General features: G+C 60.0%; 19 protein-coding genes and 1 tRNA gene. 13 read left to right on the top strand and 7 right to left on the bottom strand.

Translation table 11 applies throughout. The features are described 5' to 3' along the window. Positions 1-40: 40 nt before the first annotated feature. The 5 genes from A9404_RS02130 to A9404_RS02110 form a co-directional block, all read right to left on the bottom strand. The gene (locus A9404_RS02130) at positions 41-2,227 is read right to left on the bottom strand and encodes a chemotaxis protein CheA (RefSeq protein ID WP_066098241.1); all 2,187 of its coding nucleotides are present in this window, start codon (positions 2,225-2,227) and stop codon (positions 41-43) included. Between the two features lie 22 nt (positions 2,228-2,249). Then, positions 2,250-2,564, bottom strand: a complete 315-nt coding sequence (locus A9404_RS02125) for an STAS domain-containing protein (RefSeq protein ID WP_066098239.1) — start codon at positions 2,562-2,564, stop codon at positions 2,250-2,252. A gap of 16 nt (positions 2,565-2,580) precedes the next feature. Beyond that, a complete protein-coding gene (locus tag A9404_RS02120; RefSeq protein ID WP_066098237.1) occupies positions 2,581-2,949 on the bottom strand; it encodes a response regulator in 369 nt (122 codons plus the stop codon). A 23-nt stretch (positions 2,950-2,972) separates the two neighbouring features. Beyond that, positions 2,973-4,214 carry a methyl-accepting chemotaxis protein gene (locus A9404_RS02115; RefSeq protein ID WP_156521198.1) on the bottom strand — a complete coding sequence of 414 codons (1,242 nt, stop codon included), beginning with the start codon at positions 4,212-4,214 and terminating at the stop codon, positions 2,973-2,975. A gap of 309 nt (positions 4,215-4,523) precedes the next feature. After that, positions 4,524-4,991 carry a host attachment protein gene (locus A9404_RS02110; RefSeq protein ID WP_066098233.1) on the bottom strand — a complete coding sequence of 156 codons (468 nt, stop codon included), beginning with the start codon at positions 4,989-4,991 and terminating at the stop codon, positions 4,524-4,526. Between the two features lie 226 nt (positions 4,992-5,217). On the opposite strand from A9404_RS02110, the gene A9404_RS02105 reads away from it, so the two are divergent. Beyond that, entirely contained in the window at positions 5,218-6,669 is a 1,452-nt protein-coding gene (locus A9404_RS02105; protein ID WP_066098231.1) for an HDOD domain-containing protein, read from the top strand. A 108-nt stretch (positions 6,670-6,777) separates the two neighbouring features. Here the strand turns inward: A9404_RS02105 and A9404_RS02100 are convergent. Beyond that, a tRNA-Met gene (locus A9404_RS02100) sits at positions 6,778-6,854 on the bottom strand. 316 nt (positions 6,855-7,170) lie between these two features. On the opposite strand from A9404_RS02100, the gene A9404_RS02095 reads away from it, so the two are divergent. From A9404_RS02095 to A9404_RS02050, 10 genes are all read left to right on the top strand, one after another. After that, positions 7,171-8,634: a beta-1,3-glucanase family protein gene (locus A9404_RS02095; RefSeq protein WP_066098228.1), complete on the top strand. Its 1,464-nt coding sequence runs from the start codon at positions 7,171-7,173 to the stop codon at positions 8,632-8,634. Positions 8,635-8,795: 161 nt separating this feature from the next. Next, positions 8,796-9,284, top strand: a complete 489-nt coding sequence (locus A9404_RS02090) for an SUF system Fe-S cluster assembly regulator (RefSeq protein ID WP_066098226.1) — start codon at positions 8,796-8,798, stop codon at positions 9,282-9,284. 56 nt (positions 9,285-9,340) lie between these two features. Continuing rightward, positions 9,341-10,798: a Fe-S cluster assembly protein SufB gene (gene sufB / locus A9404_RS02085; protein ID WP_066098223.1), complete on the top strand. Its 1,458-nt coding sequence runs from the start codon at positions 9,341-9,343 to the stop codon at positions 10,796-10,798. A gap of 27 nt (positions 10,799-10,825) precedes the next feature. After that, positions 10,826-11,575, top strand: coding sequence for a Fe-S cluster assembly ATPase SufC (gene sufC / locus A9404_RS02080; protein WP_066102623.1), 750 nt, complete (start codon positions 10,826-10,828; stop codon positions 11,573-11,575). Beyond that, positions 11,572-12,864 carry a Fe-S cluster assembly protein SufD gene (gene sufD / locus A9404_RS02075; protein WP_066098221.1) on the top strand — a complete coding sequence of 431 codons (1,293 nt, stop codon included), beginning with the start codon at positions 11,572-11,574 and terminating at the stop codon, positions 12,862-12,864. Before sufC ends, sufD begins: the two co-directional genes overlap by 4 nt. Before the next feature lie 40 nt (positions 12,865-12,904). Continuing rightward, positions 12,905-14,164: an aminotransferase class V-fold PLP-dependent enzyme gene (locus A9404_RS02070; protein ID WP_066098218.1), complete on the top strand. Its 1,260-nt coding sequence runs from the start codon at positions 12,905-12,907 to the stop codon at positions 14,162-14,164. 9 nt (positions 14,165-14,173) lie between these two features. Beyond that, positions 14,174-14,719, top strand: coding sequence for a putative Fe-S cluster assembly protein SufT (gene sufT, locus A9404_RS02065; RefSeq protein ID WP_066098216.1), 546 nt, complete (start codon positions 14,174-14,176; stop codon positions 14,717-14,719). 67 nt (positions 14,720-14,786) lie between these two features. Next, the gene (locus A9404_RS02060) at positions 14,787-15,143 is read left to right on the top strand and encodes a Rieske (2Fe-2S) protein (RefSeq protein ID WP_066098213.1); all 357 of its coding nucleotides are present in this window, start codon (positions 14,787-14,789) and stop codon (positions 15,141-15,143) included. A gap of 31 nt (positions 15,144-15,174) precedes the next feature. Beyond that, complete coding sequence (locus A9404_RS02055; protein WP_156521197.1) at positions 15,175-15,582, top strand: HesB/IscA family protein; 408 nt, start codon at positions 15,175-15,177, stop codon at positions 15,580-15,582. Next, a complete protein-coding gene (locus A9404_RS02050) occupies positions 15,575-15,991 on the top strand; it encodes a SufE family protein (RefSeq protein WP_066098209.1) in 417 nt (138 codons plus the stop codon). Before A9404_RS02055 ends, A9404_RS02050 begins: the two co-directional genes overlap by 8 nt. Before the next feature lie 39 nt (positions 15,992-16,030). Here the strand turns inward: A9404_RS02050 and A9404_RS02045 are convergent, their stop codons facing one another. Beyond that, complete coding sequence (locus tag A9404_RS02045; RefSeq protein WP_066098207.1) at positions 16,031-16,456, bottom strand: BLUF domain-containing protein; 426 nt, start codon at positions 16,454-16,456, stop codon at positions 16,031-16,033. A gap of 234 nt (positions 16,457-16,690) precedes the next feature. On the opposite strand from A9404_RS02045, the gene A9404_RS02035 reads away from it, so the two are divergent. Further along, positions 16,691-17,053, top strand: coding sequence for a DUF4870 family protein (locus tag A9404_RS02035; protein ID WP_066098203.1), 363 nt, complete (start codon positions 16,691-16,693; stop codon positions 17,051-17,053). Between the two features lie 218 nt (positions 17,054-17,271). Then, positions 17,272-21,192: a phosphoribosylformylglycinamidine synthase gene (gene purL / locus A9404_RS02030; protein WP_066102620.1), complete on the top strand. Its 3,921-nt coding sequence runs from the start codon at positions 17,272-17,274 to the stop codon at positions 21,190-21,192. Position 21,193: the final 1 nt, after the last annotated feature.

Raw genomic sequence — 21,193 nt, 5'->3', positions numbered from 1 at the left:
CCGGGACGCGTCCCACTGGCCGCAAACCTCACCCACCCGTTCACTGCACTTCGCTCGTCAATCGACGTCGCTGCTCCTTACCGATTTCTCGCTGGATCAGCTCAGCCACGTCGAGTATCAGCGCCACTTCGCCCGATCCCAGGATCGTCGAACCACTCACGCCTCTGAAACCGCTGAATATCTTGCCAAGCGGCTTGATGACCGTCTGGAACTCGCCAAGCAAAGCGTCCACGACCAAGCCGGCCTTATGGTCCGCATGCTGCACGACCACGATGTTGGAACGCCGACTGATCGCATGCCGGACCGAGAAATGTTCGCGCAGGTTGATGAGGGGCAATACCTCACCCCGTAGATTGAGGTAGCTACGCTCGTCAAGCGCCATTCGATCGCGCTCCGACAATTCCACGCACTCGACGACCATCTCCAGGGGAATGACGTAGGAATATTCACCGACCTCGATCAAAAACCCATCGATGATGGCGAGCGTCAGCGGTAATCGGATACTGACAATCATTCCCTGCCCGGGCGAACTGTCGAGCTCGATGGTGCCTCTTAAAGCCGTAATATTCTTCCGTACCACGTCCATGCCGACCCCGCGACCGGAAAGATTGTTGACCTTGTCTGCCGTCGAGAATCCAGGCTCGAAAATGAGGTTGAATATTTCCTTGTCGGTCAGGTTGTTATCCGGCTTGACGAGCCCCCGGTCAATCGCCTTGGCCAGAATCTTGTCGCGATTGAGGCCACCGCCATCATCGGAAACCTCGATGACAATGCCCCCTGAGTCATGATGGGCGTTCAGTCGCAAGGTGCCGTGGGCCGGTTTACCGCGCGCAACGCGGATTTCGGCAGGCTCGATGCCGTGATCCATCGAGTTTCGGACCAGATGGGTCAGAGGATCACCGATTTTCTCCACCACCGTCTTGTCCAGTTCGGTCTCACCGCCGGTGATATCGAGCCGGATGTCCTTGCCCAGCTCGTGCGACACGTCGCGGACAACGCGCTGAAAACGGCTGAATGTCGCCCCGATCTGGACCATGCGCAGATTCAGTGCGGAATTGCGAATTTCCTCGACCAGTCGGGACATGGTGGTGGTTGCTTCGTACAGGGTGTCGACGCCGGATCGCTGAGCAATGAGATTGGCCCCCGCCCCTGCAATGATCAGTTCTCCGACAAGATTGATCAGCTGATCGAGCTTGCCGGCATCCACACGAACCATGCCGGTATCGCCGGACTTGCTGTCCTTGACCTGTCGCTGTTTTTCCAAGGCGGCATCAACGACGGCCGGCTGTACGATCTGCTCTTCGACAAGTACCTCGCCAATCGGCTTTTTGGGAACGGCTTCAATCTCACCCTGACGGGTCAATACCTGTTCGAGCTCATTCGCCGTCAGGGTGCCGCATTCGATGAGGATTTCACCCAAGCGCATATCTTCTTCCGGCAGATCATGGATCAGAGCCAGATACTCGGCGATCTTGCTATGCGGCGGCAGGATGCGCAGCGCGCAGTCTTCACGAACGAACTCGAAAACCCCCTCGATGGCTTCCTTGTCGGCTTCGCTCCGATAAGCGATTTCAAACCCGAGGTAACAGGTCTCCGGGTCCATTGTCGACGCCTCGGGAATCTTGTCCAGAATGGGAAAAATACCCTGCACCGTACCCAGGGTGCCGAGGTAGCGGATGAATGCCGCGGGATCCAAGCCGTTGCGATAGACATCGGGTCCGAACCGTAACGAGATATGCCAGTGTTCCGTGTCCAGTCTGGGCCCATCATTCAGCTTGTGAAGCGTATGGCCGGATTTCTGCACCGGTGGCTCGGACACGGACAAATCCTTGCTTTGCGCCTGAAGGTAACCGTTAAGCCGAACGACGATCGCTTGGCCGGTGCTCAGTGTTGCCGCCGGAATAGCCTCACCCTCGGCAGTGAAGTCCACCATCGCACGAATATGATCCCCTGCTTCAAGCAGGAGCGCCGCCAGCTCGGGGGTCAGCGGTATTTCGGCATTTCTCACCCGATCAAGGACGCTTTCCGCCACATGAGTGAATTGAACGATGTCATTCAGCCCGAATAGTCCCGCAGAACCCTTGATCGTATGCGCCGCGCGAAAAAGTGCATGGATCGATTCAACGTCGGCCCCGCTTTGCTCCATGTCGAGCAAGGTTTCTTCCATCTGGTCGAGTAGTTCGTAGCTCTCGATGATGAAGGTCTTCAGTGCGTCATCCAGATTCATAGCGCGTTCCCAGACCGTGTTGTTACGACTTAAGCAGAACCGGATCGCCAAAAAAGCCTGTCAGGCCAAATAATTCGATCATCTCAAGCACGCAAGCACTGTGTTCCATGAGAATCAACCGCTTGTCGAGCCGCGCCGCCTCCTGTTTCACCGCGATCAGCACCTGCATGCCTGCCGTATCGATTTCCGAGACCTGATCCAAATACACGTTCAACGTCGAGCTCGAATCGAGAAAATCAAGCAGGGACTGTTTGACCACGTCGACGTGATAAATGGTCAACTCGCCCTCCAGCCAGACATTGCCGAGGTCCTCATGCTGGTCATGCCGGATGTTCATGGCCCAGGTCTCCGCCTCAAGGCAGGACGAGCTTGGAGACCGCCGCGATCATCTGTTCCGGCTGGAATGGCTTCACAACCCAAGCCTTGGCGCCGGCGGCCTGTCCCTCAGCCTTCTTGTCAGCCCCTGCTTCCGTGGTCAGCATGATCACGGGAGTAAACTTGTAACTGGGGATATTCTTCATCTCCTTCACGAAAGTGATCCCATCCATGTTGGGCATGTTCACATCGCTGATGACGAGATGGATTTTCCGGCCATCGAGCTTGCCGAGTGCGTCCTTGCCGTCACACGCTTCAATGGTGTCGTATCCCGCCCCCTTGAGGGCGATGCTGACCACCTGGCGCAGTGAAGTTGAGTCATCAACAATCAAAATCGTCTTTGCCATGAGATTTCCTTAGCTGTCGGTTTCTAGAAAAAGGTGATTTCCGATCCGGACGGGGTTCCGGATGTTTTCTTCGGATCCGTATCGCCATGAATCGCATGTTGTTCGGGCATGGTGTAGGTCTGAGCCAATTCCTCGAGCCAGACGGAAACATCGATCGGCTCGAGCCGTTGGTTAGCACTTTTCATGATGTCGATCCGCTCCTCCAGGCGCGCTACCAGGCGACTCATGTCGTTGCAGACGTGATTCATCACCTGGCTTACCCGGTCCTGGAACTGGAGCGCCACCAACACATCACCGATCTCGGCACCGACGATCTGGCTTTCGTGACGCATCGCTTCGGCGGACGCCGAAACCTCCTCGGAGGCCGTGTGCAAGCGCGTCATGATGCTGCCAATCAGCTGCTCGAATTCCTGCAGCATCTGGGCATCCCGATCGGCGAGCTTGCTCGAAACATCCAGCGTGGTGGCGATCGCGGCATTGACCGAGGAAATCGTCTCGGCGATCTGCTCCCCCGTCTCACCGGAGAGACTGGACAGTTTTCGAACCTCCATAGCCACAACGGCGAAACCGCGACCGTGTTCGCCGGCGCGTGCGGCTTCAATTGCGGCGTTCAACGCCAGCAAGTTGGTCTGACGGGCTATTCCTCCGACGTTTTCGGCCATGGTCTTGAGCTCTTCGGTGACGTTCGACAGCGCACTCATCTCATCGAGCAAGCGCGCCTTTTCACTGAGCGCGGAACGCATGGAAGCAATCGTGCTGCTGAGTTCCTCCTCGCTGTTGACGAGCAGGGAGACCATGTCGCTCTTCCCACCGGACGCATCATCGGAAGTCGCGTTGGCAATACGTCGGGAGAGATCCGAGAAACGGTTGGTCAAAGCGGTAATAGCGTGCTCGGTGTGATCGCGCGCCATCAGGATCTGGCTGGACCAAACAGGGAGAACCGCCACACAAAACGTACTCAGGTTATCCGTTCGGGGCACCGCCGACGGCATCGGCAGCGTGTCTGCATCCGCAGCAGCCCCTTTGGCGCTCTCCCGAGACCCGTCGCCCAAGATCCGACGATAGGAGAAATAACCGAAACCACCCGCCACTAAAGAAACAACCCCCGCGACAGACAGTGAAAAGGCTGAGGCATTACCGACCAGAACGATGCCCATAGCACCCAAAACAATAGGAATAATAATAGTAGCGCGCAGGAGAATATCGGTTCGCCGAGGTATCGCCAATGGCTTACGATTAGTCGGGGAATTACTTTCTTTTGTCATATTTCGTCATCCCCTTCGTGGAGATTTCGGCCGAAATGAGCGACCTAATGGACAGAAACCTGAATATAGCCGACAAAAAACGCGGCAGGTTCGTAAGCACCCCGAGTTTCAGCGTTAATTGAAACACAAGTTAAAACAGACGAACGCCTATAGAGTTACTTAAAGTTAAGACGCTCGTCAAGGAAATACGGAATCAGAGCGGATGATAAATAAAAGTTATAAACCATGCAGTTAGCGTGCTAACAAATTTGATGGAAATTAAGAAAACTCTAATTAAGGAAGATCTTAAGCCCACCATACGAGGGCAATTTATTCATTCGATTTCAATAAATGGGCCTGTATCTCTTCCTTATCGAGGCGGGACAGATCCTTGTCGATTTGCTGCGTCACCTTTTGCTGCACCTGTTCATCCAATTGATCACGCAGCAGCCCCAGAAAATGCGGTGGCGCGACGAGATACAGTTCATCATAGTTGCCAACATGAGCCAGAAGCACCTGATTCAACTGATGCGCAAAGCGGATTTCTTCCTGCTCCTTTGGCGATGTCTTTTCGTCCATGCCAAATTTACTCTGCATGCCGGCCACGCTCGAAAAACCCGGTGCGTCAGACGCGAATTCGCTGGCATGTTGACGAGCGACGGGATGCCAGAACTCCTCGAGTTCCACCAGAACTTCCCGCATCCCTGGATGCATGGGTTTCTGAACTACCGATCGGTCGATTTCCGGCTGTCGCTCGATACGAAAAATGCGCGCACGTGCAGCATCAGCGACGATCATCCAACTTCTCATTTTCAAATCCCCCGATGAAAGAGAACACGGAAATACCATACTAAATATAATGTATTTCTACGATCCCTTCGACCTTGACGATAAACAACAAGCCCCTGGCGGTCTGTGTCTCGGCACGCTCACCCCATAACGCCGGTATCGCCGCGAACAGGAAGCAGCCCATGGGATTCATGCTAGATTAGCCGTCAGATACATCACTTCAGCTAGCAAAACATTGAAAGACGACTTCCATCAGACAATCCTCAAGCGTATCGCCGCGAGTCCCGACTTCCCTGCCTTCGCTAAAACCGTTCAGGAGGCCTATCGGGTCATCGAGAACGATCTCGCATCGGCTGCCGACCTGGTCGAACTCATCCTGCGGGATCCCGCACTGACTCATCGAATACTGCGGCTGGCCAATGCCGTCGAATACCGCCATCTGGGTGGCCAGGTCACGACCGTATCGCGTGCCGTATCACTACTGGGCTTCGAAGAGGTGCGAATGGCCGCGCTCGCCATGTCCCTCTTCGAACAGATCGAATGCAAGCAACATGGCAAACTGCTTCAGAGCCGGTTTCTTCAGGCCCTGTATCAGGCATTTCTCGCCAAGAACCTCGCGCGACACCTCGGCGGTTTTTCCATCGAAGAGATTTTCCTAAGCGCACTTTTTCAGGATTTTGGCGTTCTGCTGATTTATCGCCATGCCCCGGAAGCTCTGCCCGACATCGAGAACGCGCGAAACGTGAACGGGATGGACGAATCTACCGCCATACAATCCGTCACCGGCATACTACCCGCAGCACTGGCCCGGGAAGTCTGTCAGAAATGGGGGCTCCCCGAGTCCGCTCGACGTTTTCTCTCGACGACCCCGACGTCAGGCCGACTCACCAACCTCAACCCCACGGCCAAGGCCCAGGCCATCGGCCGGCTGGCCAACGAGACGGCGGCCATCATGGCCAATGCCACCTCGTTCACCCAGATGCAGCAGGAAACGGATCGACTGGCGCAGGCTGCCAGCATCGACCTGAAAATGTATCAGGAGGCGGCCAACGATGCCCGGGCCCATATTCTCGAATACGAGTCCATGCTTACGCTGACACAAGGTAAACCGGCTTTTCTGCAACGCATGAGCATGGAGAAGGACGATCCGTTACCCATCGATACGATGGGAACGAATGATGCGGCCGATCAACGCTCGGAAGTTCTGACGCTGTGTATCGAAGAAGTCACGGCCAAACTGATGAGTGACTATGAATTGGGGGATATTTTCACCACCATCCTCAAGTCAATGACGACCGGCCTGGACCTCAACATGGCCGCCCTCTACATGCTTGACCGCAATAACTGGCAACTCACCCCGAAAATCGGCGAGGGTCCGGGGTTTGGCCGGGCACGCGCGCGGATGACCATTCCGCTAAAAGAGAACAGCCGGGTAGCCCAGGCATTTCTTGCCGCGGAAGATCGTGTCATCGCCCGGCCAGCCATGCCCACGGATGACATTCTGGAATGGCAATTCGGCGGAAGCGCCGATATGGCCCAGGTCCTTCCGCTCTACATCAACCGGGCACCATTCGGTCTCTTCTATCTCGAAGGAAGGAACAATCTGCTGCATGGCGGCAATGTGAACAGCCTGAGAACGCTCCGGAATCAGGCAGTCCTGGCCATCAAGTCCCGGACCAAGCACTGATCAACACGCGACGCAAGGTATCAACTCCGGTTCAGGGACAGATCACGACAACCCTTTGCGGCAAGAAAAAACCCGCAACGACACGCGTTACGGGTTTCAGGGAATTTGTGGTGGCTATAGGTGGACTCGAACCACCGACCCCAGCATTATGAGTGCTGTGCTCTAACCAACTGAGCTATATAGCCATTCGATGAGGCGCGCAATTTATAGATCATCCGCGCGACTGTCAATAAAAAAATCGACAAAAGGCTGGCACGACAATGTCCAGCAATACAAATCATCGAAAATTCATGGCCTTCCCCAACGGACATCCGATACGTTCGAAAAGCGCATACCGCGCATCTGGAAACGACATACAAGGACGAATTTCTGCTCGCTACTTATTTTGGTTGTACACGGGCTAATTCGATATGAATTCGATTAGGATGTCCGAGTGCGTCCAACGACAAGCACACAAAACGAACATAAGAACAACACCAACCAAAGCAGCAAGGAGACAGCATGGACGAACTCGACAAGAAACGCCGCGCATTCATAACCGTTGTCGCCTCATCCGTTGCGGTTGCGGCCTGTGGTGGTAGCGGCAGTAGTACCGGCGGAAGCAGTAGTGGTGGAGCGGGCACTGGCGGCGGGAGTACCGGTGGCGGCACGAACCCAACCGCCAAAATCCCGTTGACGATCGATGCGTCCACGACCGACTTACCCGCTGGCGCGCAGGTCTATGCCTATATCGTCGGCGAGGTGAAAGTGAGCGGGGTCAGCAGTCAGTACCGGCTGGATGCCCAAGGGGTCCCGCATCTGATGACAACTGCGGATAATACCCAGCCAGCTGGCACATTCCCTGATTCCAACCTGCTATCCACCACCGATGCCACCGCCATAGCGGCGAATTACCCTCTGGCCTGGGCGGACTACAGCATCCCGCTTTCCCGAACGACACCGACGGTCATCGATCTGGCCAACCTGAGCACGACCAACCTACCGGGACTTGGCACGGGTACGGCCGCATTCAGCGGGCGTATTTACATCTCTGTCGGGATACCGAAACTGCCGTTCACGGTCATCGACAGCACCAAATACACAGCCCCCGTTCCGGACGCCTACCCCGGGCAGTTGACGGTGTTCGACTGGATCGAGTTTTCCTTCGATAGCCTGGGCAATTTCAATGGCAACACCACGCAAGTGGACCAGTTCGGTTTCCCTCTGACGCTCAATGGCACACCGGGCGGCACATTACAAGGCGCCCTGAACCAGTCTCGGGCGAACATTCTCTCGACGTTCAATGGTCTGACCGGCAATTTTGCCGGCTTGGCCAAACCAGTGTCCGTACCGGCAGCCTACCCTGCCGGCATCACCTATCTGCGCGCGGTATCCCCCAAGACGGTGACGGCGCAAACCGGCTACACCGGGACGCTCCAGAACTACTTCAATGGCGCCGTGAACAAGTGGTACAGCAACTGGGAAGTCACGCCGCTTGTCACCAACGACACGTCGACAGGATATTACAGTGGCTATGTCCCCCTCACCGGCGCTTACGCCGGCATGCTCGCCTTCTATCAAGGGAATTTCCCGACACTGGCCGATTTCCCGACGACAGCGCCCGATTTCACATTGGGCAGCGGCACCACGCCGCAAATCCCCACGCTCGATGTCTGGCAGTGCGCAAACTCCCTGGCCACCGGCACCGCCGCTCAGAAGAACGTGCAGAAAATGATTGCTGCCGCCTTCAACCGCGGCGTGATGAGTTATCTGCTCAATGACAATGTCTGCACATCCCCCAGCACCTACTATCCGACCGCGACCGGAAGCGATGTCTCGAATACCTGGGCGCAGATGTTCCATGCGTACAGCACCAATGGACTCGCCTACGGCTTCCCTTACGACGATGTCTGCAATCAGAATCCATCCATTCAGATCAACGGAACGCAATCCATCACGGTGACACTGGGCAAATTCTTCAGCTGACCCATGAAGGGAAACGAATTCGCCGCTCATCGGATTCACCTGAAAAGCTGATTACCTCGCCACTTCGGCCCTAAAAATCCTCGACGTCACCTCGGGGATTTTTTGTCTTGCAATATCGTACTTGATTAGTACAATTTAAAACATGATTAGCAGGGGACACTATGCTCAAGATTAGTCGCATGAGTGATTACGCCATCGTGTTGCTGACCACACTCGCCCGGGGAGAAACCCCGCAGAGCAATGCGCGGGCCTTGGCCGAGCGGACCGGCCTGAGTCAGCCCACGGTCGGCAAGCTGTTGAAGACCCTGACGGCGTCCGGCCTGTTGACGTCGCAACAGGGGCGACACGGCGGCTATCGGCTGGCGCGTGCCGCCGATGAAATCAGTATTGCCGACATCGTCGAGGCCATCGACGGCCCGATTGCCATGACCGAGTGCTATACCGCCGATCATGATTGCGAGCGCGAGGCGAATTGCAGCGTCCGCCCCCACTGGAACACCATCAACCGGGGCGTGCGCGAACTGCTGACCGGCACCACGCTGGCCACCCTGTCCGAACCGGTTCATCAGGTACCGATCTGGTTCAAGAGAGATTCGACGGGCGTCGCCAAATCGGCCCCCGTCGCCCGTACAACCTCGGGCAAGCCCTGACGGACCACTTACAGCATTGACATTGGCGGCACGGCCGCCCGCGAGGTGAATCGACCATGAGCGAACAGCAAGAACTCGAACAACTGGTCCAGCGCGACTACAAATACGGCTTCGTGACGGATATCGAGCAGGAGATCATCCCGCCCGGTCTGAACGAGGACGTCATCCGGCTGATTTCCGCCAAGAAGAACGAACCCGAGTTCCTGCTGGAATGGCGCCTGAAGGCCTATCGGCAGTGGCTGACCATGGCCGAGCCGCAATGGGCGCATGTCCACTACCCGCCCATCGACTATCAGGCCCTCTCCTACTACGCCGCGCCCAAAAGCAAGGAAGAGATCGACGCGGCCCGGCCGAAGAGCCTCGACGAGGTAGACCCCAAACTGCTGGAGATGTACGAGAAGCTCGGCATCCCCCTGCACGAGCGCGCGGCGCTGGCCGGCGTGGCCGTCGATGCGGTGTTCGACAGCGTGTCCGTCACCACGACCTTCCGCGAGAAGCTGGCCGAGGTCGGCGTGATCTTCTGCTCCTTCTCCGAAGCCGTGCATACGCACCCCGAGCTGATCCAGAAATACCTCGGGTCGGTCGTGCCGCCGGGCGACAACTACTATGCGGCCCTGAATTCCGCGGTCTTCTCCGACGGTTCGTTCGTGTTCATTCCCAAGGGCGTGCGCTGCCCCATGGAGCTTTCCACCTACTTCCGCATCAACGCGATGAACACCGGACAGTTCGAACGCACCCTGATCGTCGCCGAGGAAGGCGCGCACGTCAGCTATCTGGAAGGCTGCACCGCGCCCCAGCGCGACGAAAACCAACTCCATGCCGCCGTGGTAGAACTCGTGGCGCTGGACGATGCCACCATCAAGTACTCCACCGTCCAGAACTGGTACCCGGGCGACGAGGAAGGCAAAGGGGGCATCTACAACTTCGTGACCAAGCGCGGTGACGCGCGCGGTGCCCGTTCCAAAATCACCTGGACACAGGTCGAGGCCGGCTCGGCGATCACCTGGAAGTACCCCAGCTGCATCCTGCGCGGCGACGATTCGGTCGGCGAATTCTATTCGGTCGCGGTGAGCAACAACTTCCAGCAGGTGGACTCCGGCACGAAGATGATCCATCTGGGCAAACGGACGCGCAGCACCATCGTTTCCAAGAGCATTTCCGCCGGTCGTTCTCAGAACGCCTACCGCGGTCTCGTGCACATCGCCAAATCCGCCGATGATGCCCGCAACTTCACCCAGTGCGACGCCCTGCTGATCGGCGATCGCAACGGGGCGCACACCTTCCCCTATATCGAGGTGAAGAACTCAAGCGCCCAGGTCGAGCACGAGGCCACCACCTCGAAGATCAGCGACGACCAGATTTTCTACCTGCAGTCCCGCGGCATCTCCGAGGAGAACGCCACCAACATGATCGTCAACGGGTTCTGCAAGGACGTATTCAACGAACTGCCGATGGAATTCGCCGTCGAGGCGCAGGCCCTGCTTGCCGTCTCGCTCGAAGGGTCCGTGGGCTGATTTTCATCGGAGGCTGAATTCATGACACTGCTCAACATCAACAACCTGCACGCCAAGATCGGCGACAAGCCCATCCTGCGCGGCATCAACTTCACCGTGAACCCCGGCGAGGTCCACGCGATCATGGGGCCGAACGGCTCGGGCAAGAGCACGCTCTGCCAGGTCCTCGGCGGCCGCGAAGGCTACGAGATCACCGAAGGCTCCGTTGAATTCGACGGCAAGGATCTGCTGGAACTGTCCACCGAGGAGCGCGCCGTCGCCGGTCTGCTGCTCGGCTTCCAGCATCCCGTCGAAATCCCTGGCGTGAAGAATATCTACCTGCTGAAGGAAGCCATCAACGCCCAGCGTGCCGCCCAGGGCCTGGAGGAGATGGACACCTTCGCCTTCATGAAGCGTATCAAGGAACTCGTTAAGACCATGGGCATGGACGATGCCTTCCTGCATCGCGGCGTGAACGCCGGCTTTTCCGGTGGCGAGAAGAAGCGCAACGAAATTCTGCAGATGCTGTTGCTGCAACCCAAGCTGGCACTGCTCGACGAGACCGACTCGGGCCTCGACATCGATGCGCTCAAGGTCGTTTCCGAAGGCATCAACCTGCTGCGCGGCGCCGATCGCGGCATCGTGCTCGTCACCCACTACCAGCGTCTGCTCAGCTACGTGGAGCCCGATTTCGTCCACATCCTGTACAAGGGCCGGATCATCAAGTCCGGCGACAAGAGCCTCGCGCTGCAACTGGAAGCCGAGGGATATCAGGATTTCCTCGAGGCTGCATCATGAACCGGGAACCTCAAGCACGCACCCCGCTGCCCGAGTGGCTGGCGCAAACCCTACCGGACAGCGCCGCCGCCCCCGGAGTCACCCAGGACGCCGCGCGCCAGCAAGTCGTCCAATGGGGCCTGCCGACCCTGCGTGACGAGGAATGGCGCTGGACCAACCTGCGCAGCCTCGGCCGCCAGGCTTTCTCGACACCGGCTGTCGCCGTGGCGACACTGCCGGATAATCCCCTGGCCGCCATCCTGCCTGATGCTCTCGTCGTCACCTTCGTCGACGGCCAGTTGCAGGGCTTGCCGACCGACCTGCCCGCCGGCCTCAAGCTGGTCGCCCTGGCCAACTGCGATGAAGCCCTGCGTGCCGCCGCCTTCGCGCCCGAAGCCCGCAACCCCAACGATGCGCTGCTCGCCCTGAACACCGCCAGCGCCACCCAGGGCGTGGTGATCGACGTCGCGGCCAACGCGGTGATCGACCGACCGGTCGTCATCCGCTGGCTGGAAGGCACCCAGGCGGAAGCTTACAGCCAGACCCGCGTGTTCGTCCGCCTGGGTGTGAGCGCCCAAGCCACGGTGATCGAATCCGTCTCGGGCATCAACGCGCAACTCTGCTGGCGCAATGGCATCACCGTGATCGATCAGGCCGCCAACAGCCAGCTGCATCACCTGAACCTCGGTCTGGACGGCGACCATCATCTGCTGACCACGCGGGATTTCGTCCGTCTGGCCCGCGATGCCCGCTATCACGCCCTCAGCCTGCAACTCGCCGGACAGCTGGTTCGCCGGGAAATCGACGTGGATATCACCGACACCGGCGCCCACTGCGAACTGCTGGGCCTGATGATGCCGCGCGGCAAGCAGGTGCTCGACACGCACACCCGCATCGTCCACGGCGCACCGCAGACCACCAGCAGCGAACATTACCGCACCATCGCCGATGAATCCGGCCGCGGCATCTTCAAAGGCCGGATCCTGGTCGCACAGGACGCCCAGCAAATCGCCGCCTTCCAGGACAGCCGCAACCTGCTGCTCTCCGATCAGGCCGAAATCGACACCAAGCCGGAGCTGGAAATCTACGCGGACGACGTGAAATGCAGCCACGGCGCCACCGTCGGTCGCCTGGACTCCGAGGCCCTGTACTATCTGCAGAGTCGCGGCATTCCCTTCGCTCAGGCCCGCAACCTGCTGATCGTCGGTTTCGCCCAGGAACTCATCGACGCGGCCCCCGTCCCAGCCCTGGTGGAATGGCTGACCGAACAGGTCAGCCGTCGCCTCGGCACCGAACGGCTGCCCGCCTGAGAGCAAGCCTGAAAGAAGATACCTGTAAGGAAGACGCCTGATGTCCACGACCGCCCTGCCATCTGATCCCGTCACGCGACACGATTTCGATGTTGCGGCCCTGCGCGCCCAGTTTCCGGCGCTGCACCAGACGATCAACGGCAAGCCGCTCGTCTATCTCGACAATGCGGCCACCACGCAGAAGCCCGAGATCGTGATCGAGGCGGTCAACCGGTTCTACCGGCACGACAATGCCAATATCCATCGGGGCGTGCACACGCTCTCCGGTCGGGCAACCGATCTGTACGAAGCGTCACGCGCCCAGATCCAATCCAGCCTGAATGCGGCGCATTCCGATGAAATCGTATTCGTGCGCGGCGTGACCGAGGCCATCAACCTCATCGCATCGAGCTTCGGCCAGCGGCTGGTTGCCGGCGACGAGATCCTCATCTCCGCGCTGGAACATCATGCCAACATCGTCCCCTGGCACCTGCTCGGTACGCGCATCGGTACCGTACTCAAGGTCATACCGGTCACCCCGGCGGGTGAAATCGATCTCGATGTCCTGCCCCGGATGATCACCGCACGCACGCGCCTGATTGCGGTCAATCACGTCTCCAATGCCCTTGGCACCATCAATCCGATCAAGAAGATCTGCCGGATTGCCCGGGAACACGGTATCCCCACGCTGATCGACGGTGCGCAGGGACTGCCCCACGGCCCGGTGGACGTGCAGGCCATCGGCTGCGACTTCTATGCGATCTCCGGCCACAAGGCCTTCGGTCCCAGCGGCGTCGGTGCGCTCTACGCCCGTCGTCCCTGGCTGGACGAACTGCCGCCCTACCATGGCGGCGGCGACATGATCGAGACCGTCACTTTCGATGCCGTCACTTTCGCACCGCCGCCAGCCAAGTTCGAAGCGGGCACGCCCAATATCGAAGGCGCCATCGCTCTGGGCACCGCACTTTCCTGGCTGGCGGATCTCGATCATGTGGCCCTGGCGGAGCACGAGTCGGCCCTGTTGGCAGCGGCCACGCAGCAGTTGGGCGAGATCCCGGGCCTGCGTTTTGTCGGTCAGGCCAGGGACAAGGCTCCGGTGGTGTCCTTCGTGGTGGATGGCGTCCATCCCCACGACATCGGCACCCTGCTCGATGCCCAGGGCATCGCCGTCCGCACGGGTCATCACTGCGCCATGCCGATCCTGAAGCAGCTGGGTGTTTCTACGGGTACGGTGCGCGCCTCTTTCAGTTTCTACAATACGTTCGACGAGGTCGAGGCCCTGGCCCGCGCCGTTCGTCGCGCCCAAACCATGCTCACTTAAGGAACCCCCATGGAACCGCTTGAACGCGTTCATCTCACCCGCGACTGTGTCGCCATGATGGTGCCCTCCGGCCAGAAGGTCCTGGCGTCGAAGGACACGCCGGTCGAAATCATGCAGGCCCTGGGGGGCAGCTTCACCATCAAGGCGCGCGGCCATCTGCTGCGCGTGGAAGGCAAGGATGCCGATGCCCTCGGCAAGGAGCCCCCGCCGAAACCGGAGCTGCCGGCCGACGCCTCGGACGCCGATGTCGAAAAGATGGTCTGGGAGCAACTGCGCGGCGTGTTCGATCCGGAAATCCCGATCAACATTGTCGAACTGGGCCTCGTCTACGACGTCAAGGTCGAACACCTACCGGTTTCGGGGCGGCGCGTAACGGTGCACATGACCCTTACGGCGCCTGGTTGCGGCATGGGTGGCGTCATCGCATCGGATGCCCATCTGCAGATCATGCAGATTCCCACCGTCGAGGAAGCGGCCGTCGAACTCGTCTTCGATCCGCCCTGGCACCGGGACATGATGAGCGACGAAGCCAAACTCGCCACGGGGATGTACTGAGACCGGATGCTCTCATCGCTACCCCATCGTCACACGTACCGACCGAATTGGACCTGATTAGAACGACATGACTGACACAGACACACTGAACACGACCGACTGGCTGCCGGTATGCCCGCAACGGGAACTCGGCCCCGATGAACGGCGCATCGTATCCGGCCCCGATTGCGATATCCTCGTGATCAATGCCGATGGGGTGATTCTGGCCGTCACCAACGAATGCAGCCACCAGGCATTACCGCTCAGCGAGGCGCGACTGGATGGTGACGTGATCGCCTGTCCCTGGCACAACGCCGAGTTCTGCCTGCGCACGGGCGAGGCGCTTTCCGCACCGGCCTACGAGCCCATCGGCTGCCACGACATCCGCATCGAAGGCGACCAGATCTACGTATCTGCCCAACCGCGCGACGAACAACATTCCTGATCAGCATTCCTGTCTATACAGGGGGATAGAGATGATGAGTAACGAAACACGCGACCAAGCTGCCGAACGCGCCCGGGCATTGCCCGAAGCCGACCGGCTCAGCCTCACGGAAGCCGCCGCCACGCACATCGGCGGCCTGATGAAGAACGAACCCTCTGCGCTGGGCCTACGTGTCGGTGTCAAGAAATCCGGCTGCTCCGGATTCGGATACGTCATGGATTTCGCCAGGGACATCGAGCAGGACGATTACGCCTTCGATTGCGATGGCCTGTTCCTGATCTGCGACGCGGAAAGCTTCCCGATGCTCAAGGGTTCGACCCTCGACTATGTCGTCAACGGCCTGTCCCGTCTGCTGCAATTCAAGAACCCCAACGTCGTCGACAGCTGCGGCTGTGGCGAGAGCTTCACCGTCAAGGAAACGAGCCCCGCCCATGTCTGATCCCAAAGCCGCCATCGCCGAACTCAACGAGGAGTTCGCCTTCTTCGACGACTGGACCGACCGGTACCAGTACATCATCGACATGGGCAAGCAGTTGCCGGCATTTCCTGCAGACAAGCAGGACGACGCCCACAAGTTCCACGGCTGCCAGTCCCAGGTCTGGTTCGACTATGCCTGGGATGGCGACCGATTGATGCTGCAGGGCACCAGCGACGCCACCATCGTCAAGGGCCTCATCGCCCTGCTGTTCCGCGTCTACAACGGCCAGACCGCCGAGGACATTCTCGCCACCGACCCCGAATTGCTCGATACCCTGGGCTTGAAGGCGCACCTATCGGCCAATCGGGCGACGGGGCTGGTCGGCATGATCCAGAAGATTCGCAGCATCGCCGCGGAATCGGGGCACTGAATCCGTCAACCCTGTCCTGACCCCGGGCAGTCCCGAGCCTCAGGCAGATTTCAGTAGTCGGGCGCGCTCCCGCGCCGCCAGCATCAAGGCGACGGCCGACGCCCCGGACAGGGCATAGGGATTGAAGACCTCGGTCGCACTGAATCGGTAGAACAGATCCCGATTCAGACTCCCCTCCCCCAGATAGCCCATCTGCCAATCCGTGAATTGCCGCGCTTCGACTTCGGCAAAGTCGACAATCACGACATCCGTATGACGCTCATCCTGCAGAATCCGTGCAAACCGCTCGCTGACGGCGCGGCGCTCGCCCTCCAGCCATTGCAGGAAATGTCCCGAATTGAACATCAGCAGGCCAGATACCCCCCGCGCACCATTGTTCCGCTGGGAGGCGGCCAGAATCATCCGCACGTCATCATGGCCGACGTGACCCGAGACCTTTGAGACATACAACAGTCGAACCAGCATTCCCTTTTTCCTCGCATGCGACGCCAAGCGTCTTGATTAAACCATCGAATGTCTTATAGAACACTTTTTAACGCCTGCACGAAAACGTCCTGAAAACCCGCCATTTGGCCGATCTTGCTGGTGTCCGAACACCGCGCACGATCTGCCTGTTCATCCGCAAATGACGTGTCCGGGATAGAATGGACTCGATCCTCAATACAACACACAAAGCCAATAAACAGGGAAGCGCCCGACATGACCCGAATCATCATCGAATCCGAAGACGACCAACTCAAATCGGCACGAACGATCACCACGGCGGTCTATGCCCTGCAGGCCGCCTCGTTTCTGTTCGGCATCACCTATCTCGTGGCGATCATCGTCAATTACGTGAAGAAAGAGGACGTCCAGGGCACCTGGCTCGAATCCCACTTCCGCTGGCAGATCCGCACCTTCTGGTTCAGTGTGCTCTGGACGGTGCTCGGTGTACTCACTCTGCTGATTATCGTGGGGTACTTCATCCTGCTCGCCACCACTATCTGGGTCATCTACCGCATCGTGAAGGGCTGGCTCCGCCTGACCGAAAATCGGCCCATGTATACGAACACAACCGCCTGACCGTAACCGCAAACGCCGCGGCCCGCCCCCTGCGCGCCACCCCGGCGATCCGGATCGACTGCGTTCCCGACAGCACAGTCGGCCCGGGTGGCGACGAGAGCCCTCAGTCTCCAGCCTCGGTGGTACAATCACGGCCCAACATGTGCCGCCCGACGATCGCTGCGCGATCCGTCACGGCATGATTTCGCGTATCCCCATGAACAATGAGTCATCTCACCATGCAGATTTTTTTCGGTAACGCCGCCCTATCCGAATTCCGACTGGCCAAAAAACTTGAGGCCATTCAGGCGGTTGCACCGCAGATCACTGCCCTATCGGCGCGATTCGTCCACTTCATCGATCTGGCGCCGGACACTACGCTGACCGAGCATGAGACCCATCAGCTGCACGACCTCTTCAACTACGGCCGCCCCCTGGCGGAATGGCCCGACGAGGCGGCCTGCCTGCTGGTCACGCCCCGTCCGGGCACCCGTTCGCCGTGGTCGAGCAAGGCCACCGAAATTCTCCGTATCTGCGGTATCGAACAGGTGGTCCGCGTCGAACGGGGTATCGAATATGCCCTCACCGGCCTGCACCTGCTGGAATCGGAAGCCCGTGAAGCCACGGCGGCTTTGCTGCATGACCGGATGACCGATGCGGTATTCACCAGCTGGCTCGAGGCCGAAGCCATCTTTGCACACAGCACGCCGGCGCCACTTGCCTCCGTTCCCCTGCTGGAACAGGGTGAAACTGCCCTTCATGAAGCCAACCATGAACTGGGACTAGCGCTCTCCACCGATGAAATCACCTACCTCGCTCAGGCCTATCGGGATCTGGGTCGCAATCCGAACGACATCGAGTTGATGATGTTCGCGCAGGCAAATTCCGAGCACTGCCGACACAAGATCTTCAATGCGGATTGGACCATCGATGGCGAAGACCACGATCTCAGCCTCTTCGCAATGATCCGCAACACGCATCGTCACAATCCCAAGGGCACGCTCAGCGCCTACAAGGACAATGCCGCTGTCATCTCCGGCTGGCCAGGACGCCGGTTTTCCGCAGACCCCGACGTGGGTACCTACACCCACAAGGACGAAGACATCCACTTCCTGATCAAGGTCGAAACCCACAACCACCCCACGGCCATTTCCCCCGATCCCGGCGCGGCCACCGGCTCCGGCGGCGAAATCCGTGACGAGGGCGCGACCGGTCGGGGCGGCAAGCCCAAGGCCGGCCTGTGCGGCTTCTCGGTCTCGAACCTGCGTATTCCCGGCCACGAGCAGCCCTGGGAACAGCTGTCGAACATCGGCAAGCCCGACCGGATCGTCTCCGCACTGGACATCATGCTCGACGGTCCCATCGGCTCCGCGGCCTACAACAACGAATTCGGTCGGCCGGCACTGGCGGGCTATTTCCGCAGCTTCGAGCTGGGCGCCAACCGCACCGACGGCGAACCGAGCCAAGTCCACGGCTACCACAAGCCGATCATGATCGCCGGCGGCCTGGGCGCGATTCGGCCTGATCTCGTGGAAAAGCGCCCAATCAGTGACGGGGACCTGCTGATCGTCCTTGGCGGCCCCGCCATGCAGATTGGCCTAGGCGGCGGGGCGGCATCGTCCCAGACCAGCGGAACCGGTTCCGCAGCCCTGGACTTCGCCTCGGTCCAGCGCGCCAACCCGGAAATGCAACGGCGTGCCCAGGAAGTCATCGATCGCTGCATCGCCTTGGGCGATCAGAATCCGATCGTCTCGATCCATGACGTGGGTGCGGGCGGCCTGTCCAACGCGTTCCCCGAGCTGATCAACGATGCCGGACTCGGCGGCGAATTCGACTTGCGCGCCGTCCCCAACGACGAGCCGGGCATGACGCCCCTGGCCATCTGGTGCAACGAATCCCAGGAACGCTATGTCTTGGCGATCCGCCCGCAGGATCTGCCGCGATTCACGGCCCTCTGCGAGCGCGAACGCGCACCCTTTTCCGTGGTGGGCCGGGCCACGCGCAAGCAGCAGCTCGTGGTGGACGACCCGCATTTCACCAATCGGCCCATCGATCTGCCGATGACGACGCTGTTCGGACATCCGCCGAAGATGCATCGCGATGCCCGCACACGGGCACCGAAGTACGAAGCCTTCCTCACGGAACAACTCGACGTGACCGACGCCGTCGCCCGCGTGCTCAGCCTGCCTACCGTGGCCGACAAGAGCTTCCTGATCACCATCGGCGACCGAAGCGTCGGCGGTCTCGTGGCGCGGGATCAGATGGTCGGTCCCTGGCAGGTGCCGGTTGCTGACTGTGCCGTCACCGCAACGGATTTCACCCACGACACCGGCGAAGCCATGGCCCTGGGCGAACGTGCCCCCATCGCCGTGCTGGACGCCCCGGCCTCCGCCCGAATGGCCATCGCCGAGGTGCTGACCAACCTCGCAGCCGCGCCGATCGACGGTACTTCCGCCATCAAGCTGTCGGCCAACTGGATGGCGGCGTGCGGTCATCCCGGCGAGGATGCCGCACTGTACGCCACGGTTCACACCGTGGGGATGGAATTCTGCCCGGCACTGGATATCGCGATTCCCGTCGGCAAGGACTCCCTGTCGATGAAGACCCGCTGGAGCGAGCACGGCGCCGCCAAGGAAGTAGTGTCGCCGGTCTCTCTCGTCGTCACGGGCTTCGCACCGGTCTCCGACATCAACCGTGTGCTGACGCCGCAACTGCAGCCGACCCCGGATGCCCGTCTCCTCCTGATCGACCTCGGCCACGGCAAGAACCGTCTCGGCGGTTCCGCGCTCGCCCAGGTGTACGGCCATATCGGCCAGACGGTACCGGATATCGCCCCGCAGCCGCTGAAGGCATTCTTCGACACCATCCAGACCCTGAGCGCCCTCGGACACATTCTGGCCTACCACGACCGGAGCGACGGCGGCCTGATCGCCACGCTGCTCGAAATGGCCTTCGCCGGCCATTGCGGCCTGGACATCCATCTCGATCCGTTGGGCAGCGACATCATCGGCAGCCTGTTTGCCGAGGAAGTGGGCGCCGTCATTCAGGTCCGACAGGAAGATCTGGCCTTCGTCCGCGACCAGTTCGCGCAGGCGGGACTCGCCGAGGCCGTCCACGACCTGGGTACGGCAACGCCCGGCAATACCGTCGATATCCGCTGGGCGGGCAAGTCGGTACTGAATGCCCGACGCAGCGACCTGCACGCCACCTGGTCGAAAACCAGCTACCTCATGGCCAGCCTGCGCGACAATCCCGACTGCGCCCAGTCCGCCTTCGAACGCGTGGCCGATGACGAAAACCGCGGCCTGAGCGCCGCGCGCGCCACCTTCGACGTCCGCGCGGACGTGGCCGCCCCCATGATCGCCACGGGCAAGCGACCGCGTATCGCCATCCTCCGCGAACAGGGCGTCAACGGTGAGGTCGAGATGGCCGCCGCCTTCGACCGTGCGGGATTCCAGGCCGTCGACGTCCACATGAGCGACCTGCTCGCCGGCCGGGTCGACCTGTCGACCATGCAGGGACTGGCGGCCTGCGGCGGTTTCTCCTACGGCGACGTGCTGGGCGCCGGATCGGGCTGGGCCCACGCGATCCGCTACAACCCGCGCACCCTCGATGCCTTCAGCGCCTTCTTCCATCGCGAAGACACCTTCGCGCTCGGCGTCTGCAACGGCTGCCAGATGCTGTCGCAATTGCACGATCTGATTCCCGGTGCGGAATTCTGGCCCCGCTTCGGCCGCAATACCTCCGAGCAGTTCGAGGCACGTCTGTCGCTGGTCGAGATCCTGCCCACGCCCTCCATCTTCCTGCAGGGCATGGAAGGCAGCCTGCTCCCGATCACCGTGGCGCACGGCGAGGGCAAGGTGGACTATCGCAACCCGATTCATGCCGAACAGGCCTTCGCGACCCTGCGCTACGTCGACGGCAATGGCATCGCCACCGAGCAGTACCCGGACAATCCGAATGGCTCCCTCTGGGGTCAGACCGGCTTCACCACGCCCGATGGCCGATTCAACATCATGATGCCGCACCCGGAACGCGTCTGGCGCCGCAGTCAGTTCTCCTGGGCACCGGAAACCTGGTCCGACGCGGTCGGCGATCGTCTAGCATCCGAGGGTCCGTGGCTGCGATTGTTCCGCAATGCCCGCCGCTGGATCGGCTGAT

It is taken from the genome of Halothiobacillus diazotrophicus (assembly GCF_001663815.1).
Classification (GTDB): Bacteria; Pseudomonadota; Gammaproteobacteria; order Halothiobacillales; family Halothiobacillaceae; genus Halothiobacillus; species Halothiobacillus diazotrophicus.
Note: the sequence above shows the minus strand (reverse complement) of the source record. Positions and strands in the feature narration are given on the sequence as shown.